Below are 15,568 nucleotides of genomic sequence, written 5' to 3' on the forward strand. Positions count from 1 at the left end.
TCAGTCGTTCTTGTGCAGCGCGGCGTTGAGCTCGACGCCCGTGCCCGCCTTCGCAACCACCTCGACGCCACCGGTGACCGAGTTCCGGCGGAACAGGATGTTGGACTGGCCGCTGAGGTCCTTGGCCTTGACGACGGTGCCGTCCGGGCCGGTGACCTTGGTGCCTGCGGTGACGTACAGGCCCGCCTCGACGACGCAGTCGTCGCCGAGGGAGACGCCGAGGCCGGAGTTCGCGCCCAGCAGGCAGCGCTTGCCCACCGAGATGACCTCCTTGCCGCCGCCGGACAGGGTGCCCATGATCGAGGCGCCGCCGCCGACGTCCGAGCCGTCGTCGACGACCACGCCGCCGGAGATCCGGCCCTCGACCATCGAGTGGCCCAGGGTGCCGGCGTTGAAGTTCACGAAGCCCTCGTGCATGACGGTGGTGCCCGACGCCAGGTGCGCGCCGAGCCGGACCCGGTCCGCGTCGCCGATCCGGACGCCGGACGGGACCACGTAGTCCACCATCCGCGGGAATTTGTCGACGCCGTAGACGGTGACCGGGCCGCGGGCGCGCAGCTGGGCACGCACCAGCTCGAAGCCCTCGACCGCGCACGGTCCGAAGTTGGTCCACACGACGTTGGCGAGCAGGCCGAAGACCCCGTCGAGGTTCAGGCCGTGCGGCGCCGCCAGGCGGTGCGAGATCAGGTGGAGGCGCAGGTAGGCGTCGTGCGCGTCGACCGGTGCGGCCTGCAGATCGGCGATCGAGGTGCGAACGGCGACCTGGCGCACGCCGCGGGCCTCGTCGGCGCCGGTCAGCGCGGCCAGCTCGGCCGGGACGTCGGCGCCGTCGAGGACGACAGTGCCGGTGTCGGCGAACTCGCCGAGCACGGGCTCCGGGTACCAGGTGTCGAGGACGACCCCGCCCGTGGTCACGTTTGCGATGCCGACTGCGGATGCTCCCTGAATGCTCACGGGCACTCAGGTTACCGGCAGGCGCGATTGAACCTTCACGCGAGCGCATCCGTGCCAGGCTGTGACGGGGGTCGGGGAGACGTGCCGGAAGGACGTGGAGCCATGCGTGGGATCAAGTTCGTGCGCTCGACCCGGATCGCGGCGGTCGGTGCCGTGTTGGCAGCAGCTGTGGCCGCCCTCGGATCACCCGTCGCGGTCGCGGCACCGATGTGCCCGGGCGCAGGTCACGCCCCGGTGCTGGTGGGCAGCGCACCGGGCACGGTGATCGAGGGTGCCACCGTCGACGGTCTCGGCAGGCTCTACCTCACCGACCTGAGCAGCGCCCGCGTCCTTCGGATCGACCGCCCCGGTGCGCCCGCGGTGCCGATCGCGACCGTGCCCGGCGCCATGAGCGGCGGACTCGCCTGGGCGCCGGACGGCGCACTGCTGGTCGGCTACGGCGACGCGCGGGTACTGGTCGGTGATCTCACGCGGTCGGCGGGCATCGTGAAGGTCGACGTCGACACCGGGGCGGTGCGCCCCTTCGCGACCGGACTGTCCGCGGCGAACGGGCTTGCCGTGGCCCGCGACGGCACCGTCTACGCGACCAACGACCTCGCGTCCCTGGTGGGGCGGGTGCTGCCGAACGGGGTCGTCCAGCCGGACTGGGCGGTGCTGCCCAGCGCGAACGGCGCGGCGCTCAGTGCCGACGACCGCTACCTCTACGTCTCGCGCACGTTCGCGAACCCCGGCGTGAGCCGGATCCCGACCGCGAACCCCGGCGCGCCGGAGTCCCTGGTGACCTTCGCCGGCGCGGACGTGCTCGCTGCGCCGGACGGGTTGGTGCTGGACCCACAGGGCCGACCGATCGTCCCGACCGACGTGAGCGGCGAGATCCTGCGGGTGGACGGGCCCAACCAGTTCTGTGCGCTGGCCGGCGGCCTTCGAGCCTCCAGCGTGCTGACCTACGGACGGGGCAGCGGCGGGTTCTCCGAGGGCCGGCTCTTCCGGGCGGGGTTCGACGGCGACATCTACGAGATTTAGGCGCTGCGCGCCCGTGCGCAGTTGACGAGTCTGTGCACCCGCTGACCGCGCACGGGCGGCGGAGCCGCCTACGCTGGCGTGGTGACTTCGCTGCCGCGTCTGGACCTGTCCGCCGACCCGATCGACCTGACCGCCGCGCTCGTCGACATCCCGAGCGTGTCTCAGGACGAGTCGCTGATCGCGGACGCCGTCGAGGCTGCGCTACGCGAGCAGACCACCGGATTCGAGATCGTCCGCAACGGCAACGCAGTGCTCGCGCGCACCAACCGGGGCCTGTCCAGCCGGGTCATGCTGGCCGGCCACCTCGACACCGTCCCGATCGCCGACAACGTGCCCAGCAGGCGCGCGGTCGATCCGGTCGAGGGGGACGTGCTGCACGGTTGCGGCACCGTCGACATGAAGTCCGGTGACGCGGTGTTCCTGCACCTCGCCGCGACCGTCCCGGACCTCGCACACGACCTGACGTTGGTGTTCTACGACTGCGAGGAGATCGCCGCGAAGTACAACGGTCTCGGCCGTATCGAGCGCGAACTCCCGGACTGGCTGCAGGCGGACGTCGCGGTGCTCGGAGAGCCGTCCGGCGGCTTCATCGAGGCGGGTTGCCAGGGCACGCTGCGGGTTCGGTTGACCGCGAACGGGGTTCGCGCACATTCGGCCCGATCCTGGCTGGGGGACAACGCGATTCACAAGTTCGCGCCGCTGCTGCAGCGGCTCGCCGACTACCGGGCGCGCTCGGTGGACATCGACGGCTGCGTCTACCGGGAGGGCCTGTCCGCGGTCCGAATCGCCGGGGGAGTGGCAGGCAACGTGGTGCCGGACGCCGCGGAGATCGACGTCAACTTCCGGTTCGCGCCGGACCGCAGCGTCGAGCAGGCGACCGCGCACGTACGCGAGGTCGTCGACGGCCTCGACCTCGATTTCGAGGTCACCGACAGTTCCGCGGGTGCGCTGCCCGGACTGTCCGCGCCCGCCGCCGCCGCACTGATCGAGGCCGCGGGCGGACAGTTCCGCGCGAAGTACGGCTGGACCGACGTGTCCCGTTTCTCCGCGCTGGGCATCCCGGCGGTCAACTACGGTCCGGGCGACCCGAACCTCGCGCACAAACGCGACGAGCGCGTCCCGGTGCAGCAGATCCTCGACGTGACCGCTGTGCTGCGCGGCTACCTCAGCGCCTGAACCGTCGACCGGCACCGCCGCACGCGAGGTCGCGGCGCGGGCGAGGAGTCCGCGCCGACCCGCTAGCCTTGCCGCCATGGCACCCGACAAGACGCCCGGACGGCCCGCGAAGCGCAGCACCGCCAAGCGCGGCAGCGCTTCGGTCAAGCATCGCGGCCCGATCCTGCTGCGTCGCGACCGCAAGGCGGACACCAGCACCACCGATCAGCGGTTGCTCGACCAGCGCGGCCCGACCGACTGGGTGCACACCGACCCGTGGCGGGTACTGCGAATCCAGAGCGAGTTCGTCGAGGGTTTCGGCGCGCTCGCGGAGGTGCCCCGCGCGGTGACCGTGTTCGGTTCCGCACGCACCGCCGAGGACCACCCCGAGTACGCCTCGGGTCGCGCGCTCGGCGCGGCGCTCGCGGAGGCGGGCTACGCCGTCATCACCGGCGGCGGCCCGGGCGTGATGGAGGCCGCCAACCGCGGCGCCAGCGAATCGGGTGGCTACTCCATCGGCCTCGGCATCGAGCTGCCGTTCGAGCAGGGCCTGAACGAGTGGGTCGACCTCGGGATCAACTTCCGCTACTTCTTCGCCCGCAAGACCATGTTCGTCAAGTACTCCCAGGCGTTCATCTGCCTGCCCGGCGGATTCGGCACGCTCGACGAGCTGTTCGAGGCGCTGACCCTGGTGCAGACCCGCAAGGTCACCCGCTTCCCGATCGTGTTGTTCGGCACCGAGTACTGGTCGGGCCTGGTCCACTGGATCAAGTCCACGCTGGTCGAGAGCGGCAAGATCTCGGAGGCCGACGTGGACCTGCTGCACCTGACCGACAGCGTCGAGGAGGTCGTGCGGATCGTCGTCGAGTCCCAGCACGGCGTGGACGCCGCGGCACTGATGGGCACCGAGGAGGAGTGGTGACCGGTCGTCCGGTCGCGGTCTGCGTGTACTGCGCCTCCGGACCGGTCGCCGACTCGTATCTCGAGCTCGCCGCCCGCGTCGGAGCCGAGATCGGCCTTCGCGGCATGCAACTCGTCTCCGGCGGCGGCAACGTCTCGATGATGGGCGCGGTCGCCGCGGCCGCCCGCGAGGCCGGGGCCCACACCATCGGTGTCATCCCGAAGGCGTTGGTGCACAGGGAGGTCGCCGACACCGACGCCGACGAGCTGATCGTCACCGACACCATGCGTCAGCGGAAGCAGACCATGGAGGACCGGGCCGACGCCTTCATCGCGCTGCCCGGCGGAATCGGCACGCTCGAGGAACTGTTCGAGACCTGGACCGCGGGATACCTGGGCATGCACGACAAGCCGATGGTGCTGCTGGATCCGGTCGGTCACTACACCGGGCTGTTGGAATGGCTCGGCGGGCTGCGCGAGGGCGGCTTCGTGCAGCAGCGGGCCCTGGACGCGCTGGTCGTGACCGCGGACGTCGGCGCTGCGCTCGACGCCTGCACTCGGTGAGTGCCCCGCCCCACGCATGCAACTATGAAGTCATGACCGAGACCGCCGGAGCGGAGCCTGCGAAGCGACCAAGTGCCAGAGCGGAGCCTGGGCAGCGACCGGCGCCGCTGCCCACCCTGTGCGGCCGACCCGTGGCGACCGATCGTGCGCTGGTGATGGCCATCGTCAATCGCACCCCGGACTCGTTCTACGACCGCGGCGCGACGTTCACCGACGAGGCCGCGATGGCGGCCGTCGACCGCGCGGTCGACGAGGGCGCGGACCTGGTGGACATCGGCGGGGTCAAGGCCGGGCCCGGCGACGAGGTCGACGCCACCGAGGAGATCCGCCGGGTGGTGCCGTTCGTCGAGGCGATCCGGGGGCGCTACCCGGACCTGTTGATCTCGGTGGACACCTGGCGCGGGGACGTCGCGCGGCTCGCCTGCCCGGCGGGCGCGGACCTGATCAACGACACCTGGGCCGGTGCCGATCCGGAACTCGTCGCGGTGGCCGCGGACCTCGGAGCGGGATACGTCTGCTCGCACACCGGCGGCGCGGTGCCCCGGACGCGACCACACCGGGTCCGCTACACCGACGTGGTCACCGACGTGGTCACCGAGGTCGTCGCGGCGGCCGAGCGGGCCCACGCGATGGGGGTCGCGGAGGACGCGATCCTGATCGACCCCACCCACGATTTCGGCAAGAACACCTTCCACGGGCTCGAGTTGTTGCGGCGAGTGGACGATCTCGTTAAGACCGGATGGCCGGTGCTGATGGCACTGAGCAACAAGGACTTTGTCGGGGAGACTCTAGGGGTGGAACTCGCCGACCGGTTGGAGGGCACATTGGCAGCGACAGCATTGGCCGCGGCACGTGGCGCCCGCGTGTTCCGCGTCCACGAGGTGGCGTCCACCCGTCGGGTGGTGGACATGGTTGCCGCGATCGTCGGCACGAGGGCTCCGGTCAGGACCGTACGGGGGTTGGCATGAGCACGATGAGCACGAGCGGGCTGCGCCTGTGGTCGGAGGCGAACAGCTGGGATCACCCGGACTGGACCGTCGACGAGCTGGTGGCGGCCAAGGCCGGGCGCTCCGTGACGGTGGTGCTGCCCGCGCTGAACGAGGAGAAGACCGTCTCCGCGGTCGTGGACACCATCCACCCCCTGCTCGGCGGGCTGGTGGACGAGTTGATCGTGCTCGACTCCGGGTCGACCGACGAGACCGCCGAGCGGGCGGCAGCGGCGGGGGCGACCGTGATCAGCCGGGAGGAGGCCGTCCCCGAGCTGGCCCCGGTGCCGGGCAAGGGAGAGGTGCTGTGGCGTTCGATCGCGGCGAGCACCGGCGACATCATCGCCTTCGTGGACGCCGATCTGATCAACCCGGATCCGGCATTCGTACCGAAGCTGCTCGGGCCGCTGCTCACCGTGGACGGCATTCACCTGGTGAAGGGCTACTACCGGCGACCGTTGCGGGTCAGCGGCACAGAGGATGCGAACGGCGGCGGTCGGGTCACCGAACTGGTCGCGCGGCCGCTGCTGGCGGCCATGCGCCCCGAACTGACCTCGGTGCTGCAGCCGCTCGGCGGTGAGTACGCGGGGACCAGGGAGTTGCTGTCGGCGGTCCCGTTCGCGCCGGGCTACGGCGTCGAGATCGGATTGCTTCTCGACACCTACGACCGGCTCGGGCTGAGTGCGATCGGCCAGGTGAATCTGGGTGTCCGCAAGCATCGCAACCGGCCGCTGCTCGAGCTCGGCGTGATGAGCAGGCAGATCATCGGCACCATGCTCGGCCGCTGCGGGATCGATGACTCGGGTGCCGGGCTGACTCAGTTCCGGGCGGACGGCGGCTCGTTCCTGCCGGTGACCACGGAGGTATCGCTGGCCGATCGGCCGCCGATGAACACGCTGCGCCCCTGAGCGCGGTGTCGGAGGCTCGTGACAGTATCGGGTCATGTTCACGGTGCTGCTCTACCTGCTGATCATGGCCCTCGTCGGAGGGGTGCTGTTCCTGGTGGTGTCCATGGTTTTCGGGCGGGGCGAGCAGATGGAGCCGTTGCCGCCGGGCACCACCGCGACCACGCTGCCTGCCCGGGACGTCACCGGAACGGACGTGCAGCAGTTGAGGTTCCAGCAGACGCTGCGCGGGTACAAGGCGAGCGAGGTGGACTGGGCCCTGGACCGGCTCGGCGCCGAGATCGACGCGCTCCGGGCAGAGGTGGCGCAGCTGCGGGAGGCCCGGTCCACCCCGCCCGGACCGGTGGAGGAGTGATGACCGCCCGCATCGACGACGGCAGGGTCCGGTGCCCGTGGGCCGTGGACACCGACGGCAGCACGCTCTACCGCGACTACCACGACCAGGAGTGGGGGACTCCGCTGCACGGCCGGGACGAACTGTTCGAGCGGGTGTGTCTCGAGGCGTTCCAGTCCGGACTGTCGTGGATCACCGTGCTCCGCAAGCGGGAGGCCTTCCGTGAGGCGTTCGCCGGCTTCGACGTGGAGGCGGTCGCGGCCTTCGGCGCAGAGGACGTCGAGCGACTGCTGGCCGAGCCCGGGATCATCCGGAACCGGGCCAAGATCGAGGCCTCGATCTCCAACGCCCGCGCCGTGCTCGCGATGTCGGACACGGACCTCGACTCGCTACTCTGGTCGTTCGCCCCGTCCGCCCGGCCGCGGCGCGCCCGCACGGTCGACGAGGTTCCCGCGATCACCGACGAGTCCACCGCGATGGCACGCGAACTCAAGCGTCGAGGGTTCCGGTTCGTGGGCCCCACCACGGCATATGCGCTGATGCAGGCGACCGGAATGGTCGACGATCACCTGGCCGACTGCTGGGTTCTCCGGCGCTGAGAATCAGTCTCCGGGTGGGTCCGACGGGCGCTTTGGGCGACTCAGCTACCCGCCGCTAGTTGCAATAGGGAAGAATGACACTGGTGGACCCGGTACAAGCAGCCGGGACTGACGGTAAGCCTAGGCGCAGAGCACGGCGGCGCAGATCTGGAGGGAGCAGGCAATGGCGGCCATGAAGCCCCGGACCGGGGACGGTCCCCTCGAAGCAACCAAAGAAGGACGGGGAATCGTCATGCGGGTCCCGCTCGAGGGCGGAGGTCGGCTCGTGGTCGAGCTGACCCCGGACGAAGCCGCCGCGCTGGGGGACGAATTGAAGGGCGTTACCAGTTAGCTTCCTCGCGGTCGGTGTGGTCACCGACGTGCACAGGGCCCCGCTCGCCGTCACGGCAGGCGGGGTCTTGCTGTGGGCATCGCGCCCGATCGGGCGCTCGGGGGAGGTGCGGCGCAGTTGCTCGACGAGGTAGTGGACCTGCTCGCGTGCCCGCACTGCGGCGCCGAGCTCGACGTGTCCGACCGCACCCTGCTGTGCGGGCGCGGCCACAGCTTCGACATCGCCAGGCAGGGCTACGTGAGCCTGCTGTCGGGGGCGTCGAAGATCACCGGGGACAGTCCCGAGATGATCGCCGCGCGGGTGCGATTCCTCGACGGCGGGCACTTCGATCCGCTCATGGACGCGGTCACCCGTGCGTGCGCCGCCGAACCGTCCGAGCGGCCCGCGGTGCTCGAGGTGGGGGCGGGCACCGGCCACTACCTCGCCGCGGTCCTCGACGCGCTGCCTGCCGCCCGCGGGATCGGGGTGGACGTCTCGAAGGCCGCGGCCCGCAGGCTCTCCCGCAGTCATCCGCGCGCGGCGTCGGTGGTCGCGGACATCTGGACGCAGCTGCCGGTGCGTGAAGGGGCGACCAGCCACGTGCTGTCGATCTTCGCGCCGAGGAACGCGGCCGAACTGCGTCGGGTGCTGCGCCCGGACGGCACGCTGGTGGTGCTCACGCCGACCGACCGGCACCTGCGCGAGCTGGTCGAGCTGCTCGGAATGGTGCGGGTGGACGAGAACAAGACCGCGCGGCTCGGGGCGACCATGGCGGGGCACTTCGAGCGGATCGACCGGGTCGACGTCGAATACCCGATGGCCCTCTCGCGCAGCGACGTCGACAGCCTGGTCGCGATGGGTCCGTCCGCCCGTCACCTCGACGAGCGGGCGCGGGCGCGGCGCATCGAGGAGCTGCCCGAACGGTCCGTCGTGACGGCGTCCGTCACCATCTCGCGCTACCGGCCGCTGCACCCCGCGACCGCGGCCTCGTAGACGGCCAGCGTCTGTCGGGCGACCCGCGCCCAGGAGAACTCCGCGATCGCGCGAACGCGCCCGGCGCGCCCCATTGCGCGTGCCGCGCCCCGGTCCGCGCAGACCTCGTTGACCGCGACGGCGAGTGCCTGCTCGAACGCCTCCGGCTCGTAGGAGTTGTAGTGCACGAGCCGGCCGGTGACGCCGTCGTCCACGACCTCGGGTATGCCGCCGACGTCGGAGGCGACCACGGTGGTCTCGGTCGCCATCGCCTCGAGGTTCACGATGCCCAGCGGCTCGTACACCGATGGGCACACGAACACCGTTGCTGCGGAGAGTATTTCGCGAAGCTGGGCGGTGGGTAGCATCTCTCGGACCCAGAACACGCGGCCGCGCGCGGCGGCGAGCGCGGCGACGGCGCGTTCGGTTTCCGAGGCGATCTCGGGGGTGTCGGGTGCGCCGGCGCACAGCACCAGCTGCACGTCCGGGTCGAAGTCGTGGGCCGCGGCGATCAGGTGGGCAACCCCCTTCTGCCGGGTGATGCGGCCGACGAACACCGCGATCGGGGCGTCGGGGTCGACGCCGAGGGCGGCCAGTGCCGACGACGGTGCGCACTCGTCGGGTGCCGGATACCAGACGTCGGTGTCAATACCGTTGCGCACCACGTGCACCCGGGACGGATCGACGAACGGGTAGGCGTCGAGCAGGTCGGTTCGCATGCCGGCGCTGACCGCGACGATCGCATCGGCGTGACGCACGGCGTTGGCCTCGGACCAGGACGAGATCCGGTATCCGGCACCGAGTTGCTCGGCCTTCCACGGCCGGCGGGGTTCGAGCGAGTGCGCGGTGAGCACGTGTGGAACGCCGTGCAGTTCGCCCGCAAGATGTCCGGCGAGGCCGGTGTACCAGGTGTGTGAGTGGACGACGTCGACCCCGCCCGCGCCTGCGGCCATCCGCAGCTCGGCGGACAGTGTCGCGAGCGCGGGATTCGCCGATGCCAGTGCGGCGTCGGGCTGGTGCACCAGGGCGCCCTCGCGGGGCACGCCCATGCAGTGCACGTCGACCTCGCAGAGCCGGGCGAGGTGCGCCACGAGCTCGGTGACGTGAACGCCGGCGCCCCCGTAGATCTCCGGCGGGTACTCCCTGGTCATCATCGCCACGCGCACGCGCTAAAGGTAGCCGCCCGACAGTGTTCGGGCCACCGCTCGCCCCCGGGCGGAGCCTCGGGCGTGTCTCGTCCCGTTCTCGGGCATGTCGTTCTCGGGCGAAGCCGCGGGCATGTCCGGTAGCGGGCGTCAGGCACGGCCGATAGGTTGGCAGGGTGAGGAGCCAGCCGCATGTGCTTGGAATCGTGCTCGCCGGCGGTGAGGGGAAACGCCTGTACCCCCTGACTGCGGACCGGGCCAAGCCCGCCGTCCCGTTCGGCGGCGCCTACCGGCTGATCGACTTCGTGCTCAGCAATCTGGTGAACGCAGGCTACCTCCGGATCTGCGTGCTGACCCAGTACAAGTCGCATTCCCTCGACCGGCACATCTCCCAGACGTGGCGACTGTCCGGTTTCGCAGGGGAGTACATCACCCCGGTGCCGGCCCAGCAGCGGCTCGGTCCGCGTTGGTACACCGGCAGCGCAGACGCGATCTTCCAGTCGCTCAACCTGGTCTACGACGAGGATCCCGAGTACATCGTGGTGTTCGGCGCCGACCACGTGTACCGGATGGACCCCGAGCAGATGGTCCAGCATCACATCGAGTCCGGCGCGGGCGTCACCGTCGCCGGGATCCGGGTGCCCCGCAGCGAGGCCTTCGCGTTCGGGTGCATCGACAGCGACGAGTCGGGCAAGATCGTCCAGTTCCTGGAGAAGCCGGCGCACCCGCCCGGGACCCCCGACGATCCCAACGTGACGTTCGCGTCGATGGGTAACTACGTGTTCACGACGAAGGTTCTGGTCGACGCCATTCGGGCGGACTCGGAGAACTCGGACTCCGACCACGACATGGGCGGCGACATCATCCCGGCGCTGGTCGCCGCGGGCGAGGCCTCGGTGTACGACTTCAAGGACAACGTGGTCCCCGGCGCCACCGATCGGGACCGCGGCTACTGGCGCGACGTGGGAACGCTCGACGCCTTCTACGACGCGCACATGGATCTCGTGTCCGTGCACCCGGTGTTCAACCTCTACAACCGGCGCTGGCCGATCCGCGGGGCGGCCGAGAACCTGGCCCCCGCCAAGTTCGTACAGGGCGGACTCGCGCAGGAATCCGTGGTCGGGGCGGGCTGTATCCTGTCCGCCGCGACCGTCCGCAACTCGGTGCTCAGTTCCAACGTCATGGTCGACGACGGCGCGACCGTGGAGGGCAGCGTGCTGATGCCCGGTGTCCGGATCGGCAAGGGCGCCGTGGTGCGCCGCGCCATCCTCGACAAGAACGTGGTGGTCGGCGAGGGCGAGATCATCGGCGTCGACCTCGAACGCGACCGTCAGCGGTTCGCCATCAGCTCCGGGGGCGTGGTCGCCATCGGCAAGGGCGTCTGGATCTGATGCCGAGCCCGTGCCCCCAGGGGCATCTCGGATGAGTAACGGATGTTCCGCGTTGGCCTCGGTCTTGCTTTAATTGGAAAGCACAGAGGCGTAAAGGGTTTCAAGGACGGATAAGCCCTAGTCGAGGGTCGGGCCACGCGTTCCGGTCTGCTCGCACACCCGCGCAGGGGCCGCAGAGTGCCGGGGTGCCTGATGATCGAAGCAGTGCCAGAGCTTTCATCGCGGAATGGGTTGCCGAGGGCCGGGTCGCCGAGCGCTGCGTCGGTGCCGCCGGGACCCGAACCACCCGAACGAGCCGACGATCCCGCCGCCGGGGGTGAGGTCGACGCCGGCGATGAGGTCGACCTACACACGTTGCTCGCGGTGGCACTGTTGACGCCGGCGCAGGCGGCGCTGCTCATCGGCGACGTGACCCGTCAACTCGCGGTGGGGCGCGCAGGGTCCCTCGGTGATCACTCGGTGACGGTGTCGCGCGACGGGCAGCTCGTCATCGCCGGCGACGCCGGAACGGGGCGGGAGGTGACCCCGGCGGCGGTGCGGACACTGCGGGCGATCGCCGCGACCTGTCGCGACCGGGCATACGCCGAGCGGGTGAACGAATCGATCTCGGAAGCAACGGACCTGGCCGACCTGTCACGTCGCGTGTCCGGTGCGGCCGCGGTCGACCTCGATCCGCCCACCACGGATCGGACGCGCCGCCAGATCGGCAGGCTCGTCGCGGCGACGCGCGGATCCCTCGGCGACGGCGGGTCCGACCCGATCCCGCGCACGCCGGTGCCGGCCCCGGCTGGCGCGGCGGCCGGAGCGTCCCTCACCCCGGCCGGCTGGCTTCCCCCGGTCGAGAATCCGTGGCATCGCCGGAAGTGGCGGCCCTCGAAGCGGCAGGGCGCGGTCGCGGTCATCGTGATCGGGGTGCTCGTCGGCGCGGCGTGGAACGCACCCAGAGCCTGGACACAGCTGCGGCTGGGATGGGACACCCTCCTCTCGTCCGAGAGCCAGTCGGCGCAGGATCAGATCCGCCCGGTCTCGCCACCGGCGCCGGACACCCCGGCGCCCGCGGCGGGATCCGCCGCGGCTCCCGTTGACACCGGCCTTCCGGGCAGTGCGGGGCCGATCACGGATGTCACCGCCACCTTTGCCAACGGGAATTGCACTGCGGGACAGCAGTGTGTACTGCGTGTCGACGTCCGCGTCGATCCCCGGGCGAACACCGACGCGGTGACCTGGAAGCTGGCCGTGTACGACCGCTGCTCGGGTGCGGTCCACCCCGGCGCCGACGTCACGATGCCCGTACCGAGCGGCGAGCAGGAGGTGTACGGCATCGGCAGCGTCGCGGTGCCGTCCGGCACCGCCGTCGCCATCGCGGCGCTCACCAGCGTCCCGGCCGCCGCCGCGTCGGACCCGGTGTACGTGCCCGCAGAGAACGCGACCTGCCCGTGAGAACCTCCGTGCAGGCAGGCAAGCGCGAAAGCGATCCCTGGCTCGTCGCGGCGGCGATCGTCCTCGTGGTGCTCGGCCTGCTCAACCTGCTGTCGACGGGCATGACGTCCTACGCGGTGCGGCACGCCGCCTTCGCGGTGGTCGGCCTCGGCGCGATGTGGGTGACCTCCCGGATCCGGGTGGACCGATATCGCCGATTCGGGTGGATCCTGTACGCCGCCACCGTTCTTCTGCTGTTGGCGGTACCGCTGGTCGGTGTCGCGACCAAGGGTGCGCAGCGGTGGTTGGACCTGGGTGTGTTCACCGTGCAGCCGTCCGAACTGGCCAAACTGGCCCTGATCCTGGTGCCCGCCGCCATTCTCGCCGGGGGGTACACCCTCGGCCGATTCGCCGGCGTCCTGCTCGTGGCGAGCGTGCCGATCGGTCTCGTCGCCCTGCAACCGGACCTGTCGACCGCGATCGTGCTCATCGCGATCGTGATGCTCATGCTGATCCTCGCCCGGGTGCCGCTGGCGCCGTTGACACCGCTGTTCGCGCTGGGGGTGGCGTCGATACCGCTCGCCGTGCTGTTCCTGCGCCCGTACCAGCTGGAGCGGATCCACGTGTTCCTGTCCGACAGCGCCGATCCCCAGGGGTCGGGGTGGGCCGCGTGGCAGGCCGACATCGCGATCGGCAGCGGCGGGATGTGGGGACTGTGGCGGCAACCGCAGTACGCCCTCCGGGCCGAGTTCCTTCCGGAATCGGAGCACGACCTCGCCTTCGCGAGCCTCGTCTACGGGTGGGGGCTGATCGCCGGACTGGCAGTCGTGATCGCCTCGTCGGTCATCGTGTGGCGGGCCACGGTCGCGGCCCGGACGGCACGGACCCGGGAGACCGCCCTCGTCGCCGCGGGCGTCGGCGGGTTGTTCGGCATGCACGCCGCCGTCTCGATCGCGCAGAGCCTGTCGCTGCTGCCCCACACGGGCATGCCGATTCCACTGTTCAGTTACGGCGGCACGGCCGCGATCATCGGATTCGTCGAGATCGGACTGGTGCTCGCGGTGCGCCGCGACGGTGTCGCACGGCCACTGTGGGCCACGCCGCATCGTCGCCTCCGGTTGCCGCGCGGCATCTCGGTCGGCGCGGTCACCGTCACCGCCGCGCTGGTCGCGATGACGGGGGTCGCCTGGCACCAGCAGAGCGATCGGGGTGCGGAGTTCCGGGCGATGAGTGACGGGCAGCTGATGCGGTGCATCCGCCTGCCCGCCGAGCGCGGTCAGATCCTCGACCGGGGCGGCGTCCCGCTCGCGGTGAACGTCCCCGAGTACACCGTCTCCGTCGTGGCCCGCATGTTCGACGACAACAACGCGGGCGTGCGGGGCGAACTCGCCGCGCTGCTCGGGATCACCCCGGACCAACTCGCGAGCACGCTGCGCGACGGGGGCGACGAGGTGGAGGCGGTGCTGGCGAGGGTCGGGCCGGAGCGTGCCCGGGCGATCGTGGACGCACACGTGCCGTGGGTACTGGTCTATCCGACCGGGCGCAGGAACTACCCGCAGGCGGCGACGCTGGCAACCGTCCTCGGCTACGTCGGGGTTGCGGACGCGGACGACATGAAGACCTGGCCACAGCTCGAGCTCGGGTCACGAGTCGGCAAGGCGGGGCTGGAGAAGCAGTACGACGCGCTGCTCCGCGGCATCGACGGCAGCCAGTGTGTGTACGTCGACCCGTCCGGCCGGCCGGTGGCCACCGCCGGGCGGGTGGACCCGGTGCGCGGGCACGACCTGCGCCTGCATCTCGACAGCGCGATGCAGCAGGTCGCCACCGACGCCCTCATCGACGCGGTGCGTACCGGCGGCGGCGACCTCGGCGCGGCGATCGTGATGGACGCCCGCACCGGGGCCGTGCTGACGATGGCCAGCGTGCCCGGATACGACAACAACGTCTACGGTCCGCCGGTCGACGCGGCCGCGCTGGCTGCGCAGACCCAGGGGCCGGGGCGGATGGTCAACCACGTCTTCCAGACGGTGGCGCCACCCGGCTCGACCTTCAAGATCGTGGTGGCCTCGGCGAACGCCAAGTACGACGTGGTGCCGCCGGACCAGAAGCTCGCGGGCGGTGCGTCGTACACCTACGGCGGGCACACGTTCGCGAACTGGCAGCCGATGGGCCCGAACAGCCTGGTCGGGGCGATCCAGTGGTCGGACAACGTGTACTTCTATCAGCTGGGTGAACGACTCGGTCCCGAGCGGATAGCCACGGCCGCCGACGAACTGGGGGTGGGCCGCCCATCGGGGCTGGACCTGCCGGGTGAGGCCGACGGGTTCGTGGGCACACCGGAATCGGTCGCCGCGATGGGCGGTACCTGGTACCCGGGGTCGGCGCTGCTGATGGGCATCGGCCAGGGCACGGTCACGGCGTCGCCGGTGCAGGTGGCGCGCTGGACGGCCGGTATCGCCACCGGTGCGACGGTCACGCCCCAGCTGGCGGCGTCGTACGGGCCGGGGGACGGCTGGCCCATTCCCGCCGCCGAGCCGCACCAGCTGTCCTTCGCGGACCGCCTCGGACCGGTGCGTGCGGGGATGCGGGCGTCGGCCGCCGCCGGTACCGCCGGCCAGCTGGCGAGTCTGCCGGTGCCCGCAGCCGCGAAGACCGGCACGGCGGAGGATCCGTCGGCGCCCGGAGGTCTCAACGCCTGGTTCTCCGCCGTGCTGCCCTTCGACGCGCCGGAGGTCGTGGTGACGGTGCTGGTGCGCGGTGGTGGATTCGGTTCGGCGACAGCGGGACCCGTGGTCAAGAAGCTTCTCGAGCTCTACCTCGCGCAGACTCGCGGCACCGCGCCGACCCGCTGATCAGGATGGTGTGGCCTCGAGCGCTTTCGGTTCAGGCGCTTTCGGTTCCGGCGCTGGAG

General features: G+C 70.9%; 15 protein-coding genes. 13 read left to right on the forward strand and 2 right to left on the reverse strand.

Annotated elements, in window-relative coordinates:
• Window positions 1–954 (reverse strand): 2,3,4,5-tetrahydropyridine-2,6-dicarboxylate N-succinyltransferase, encoded by a 954-nt coding sequence (gene dapD / locus ACFVH2_RS07940; protein WP_378420067.1) that lies wholly within the window; start codon window positions 952–954, stop codon window positions 1–3.
• A gap of 102 nt (window positions 955–1,056) precedes the next feature.
• Between dapD and ACFVH2_RS07945 the strand changes: the two genes are divergently transcribed.
• The 10 genes from ACFVH2_RS07945 (at window position 1,057) to ACFVH2_RS07990 (ending at window position 8,723) form a co-directional block, all read left to right on the forward strand.
• On the forward strand, window positions 1,057–1,977 hold the full coding sequence (locus ACFVH2_RS07945; RefSeq protein ID WP_378420066.1) for an SMP-30/gluconolactonase/LRE family protein: 921 nt from the start codon (window positions 1,057–1,059) through the stop codon (window positions 1,975–1,977).
• 90 nt (window positions 1,978–2,067) lie between these two features.
• Window positions 2,068–3,153, forward strand: a complete 1,086-nt coding sequence (gene dapE / locus ACFVH2_RS07950) for a succinyl-diaminopimelate desuccinylase (protein ID WP_378420510.1) — start codon at window positions 2,068–2,070, stop codon at window positions 3,151–3,153.
• Window positions 3,154–3,229: 76 nt separating this feature from the next.
• Window positions 3,230–4,054 carry a TIGR00730 family Rossman fold protein gene (locus tag ACFVH2_RS07955; protein ID WP_378420065.1) on the forward strand — a complete coding sequence of 275 codons (825 nt, stop codon included), beginning with the start codon at window positions 3,230–3,232 and terminating at the stop codon, window positions 4,052–4,054.
• The gene (locus tag ACFVH2_RS07960; protein ID WP_378420064.1) at window positions 4,048–4,596 is read left to right on the forward strand and encodes a TIGR00730 family Rossman fold protein; all 549 of its coding nucleotides are present in this window, start codon (window positions 4,048–4,050) and stop codon (window positions 4,594–4,596) included. Before ACFVH2_RS07955 ends, ACFVH2_RS07960 begins: the two co-directional genes overlap by 7 nt.
• 155 nt (window positions 4,597–4,751) lie before the next feature.
• Window positions 4,752–5,564: a dihydropteroate synthase gene (gene folP / locus ACFVH2_RS07965; protein ID WP_378420508.1), complete on the forward strand. Its 813-nt coding sequence runs from the start codon at window positions 4,752–4,754 to the stop codon at window positions 5,562–5,564.
• 5 nt (window positions 5,565–5,569) lie between these two features.
• A complete protein-coding gene (locus ACFVH2_RS07970; RefSeq protein ID WP_378420507.1) occupies window positions 5,570–6,490 on the forward strand; it encodes a glucosyl-3-phosphoglycerate synthase in 921 nt (306 codons plus the stop codon).
• A gap of 34 nt (window positions 6,491–6,524) precedes the next feature.
• Window positions 6,525–6,842 carry a DivIVA domain-containing protein gene (locus ACFVH2_RS07975; protein ID WP_378420063.1) on the forward strand — a complete coding sequence of 106 codons (318 nt, stop codon included), beginning with the start codon at window positions 6,525–6,527 and terminating at the stop codon, window positions 6,840–6,842.
• Window positions 6,842–7,420 (forward strand): DNA-3-methyladenine glycosylase I, encoded by a 579-nt coding sequence (locus ACFVH2_RS07980; protein ID WP_378420062.1) that lies wholly within the window; start codon window positions 6,842–6,844, stop codon window positions 7,418–7,420. Before ACFVH2_RS07975 ends, ACFVH2_RS07980 begins: the two co-directional genes overlap by 1 nt.
• Window positions 7,421–7,583: 163 nt before the next feature.
• Window positions 7,584–7,751, forward strand: a complete 168-nt coding sequence (locus tag ACFVH2_RS07985) for a DUF3117 domain-containing protein (protein ID WP_003406247.1) — start codon at window positions 7,584–7,586, stop codon at window positions 7,749–7,751.
• Window positions 7,752–7,868: 117 nt separating this feature from the next.
• Entirely contained in the window at window positions 7,869–8,723 is an 855-nt protein-coding gene (locus tag ACFVH2_RS07990) for a putative RNA methyltransferase (protein ID WP_378420505.1), read from the forward strand.
• Here ACFVH2_RS07990 and glgA read toward each other — a convergent pair.
• A complete protein-coding gene (glgA, locus tag ACFVH2_RS07995) occupies window positions 8,687–9,868 on the reverse strand; it encodes a glycogen synthase (RefSeq protein ID WP_378420061.1) in 1,182 nt (393 codons plus the stop codon). The two genes, ACFVH2_RS07990 and glgA, sit on opposite strands and share 37 nt — an antisense overlap.
• 155 nt (window positions 9,869–10,023) lie before the next feature.
• Between glgA and glgC the strand changes: the two genes are divergently transcribed.
• From glgC to ACFVH2_RS08010, 3 genes are all read left to right on the forward strand, one after another.
• On the forward strand, window positions 10,024–11,238 hold the full coding sequence (gene glgC, locus ACFVH2_RS08000) for a glucose-1-phosphate adenylyltransferase (RefSeq protein WP_378420060.1): 1,215 nt from the start codon (window positions 10,024–10,026) through the stop codon (window positions 11,236–11,238).
• Window positions 11,239–11,601: 363 nt separating this feature from the next.
• The gene (locus ACFVH2_RS08005; RefSeq protein ID WP_378420059.1) at window positions 11,602–12,678 is read left to right on the forward strand and encodes a hypothetical protein; all 1,077 of its coding nucleotides are present in this window, start codon (window positions 11,602–11,604) and stop codon (window positions 12,676–12,678) included.
• A 101-nt stretch (window positions 12,679–12,779) separates the two neighbouring features.
• Window positions 12,780–15,509, forward strand: coding sequence for an FtsW/RodA/SpoVE family cell cycle protein (locus ACFVH2_RS08010; protein WP_378420503.1), 2,730 nt, complete (start codon window positions 12,780–12,782; stop codon window positions 15,507–15,509).
• Window positions 15,510–15,568: the final 59 nt, after the last annotated feature.

It is taken from the genome of Rhodococcus sp. NPDC127527, from assembly GCF_042672245.1.
Lineage (GTDB): Bacteria > Actinomycetota > Actinomycetes > Mycobacteriales > Mycobacteriaceae > Rhodococcus_G.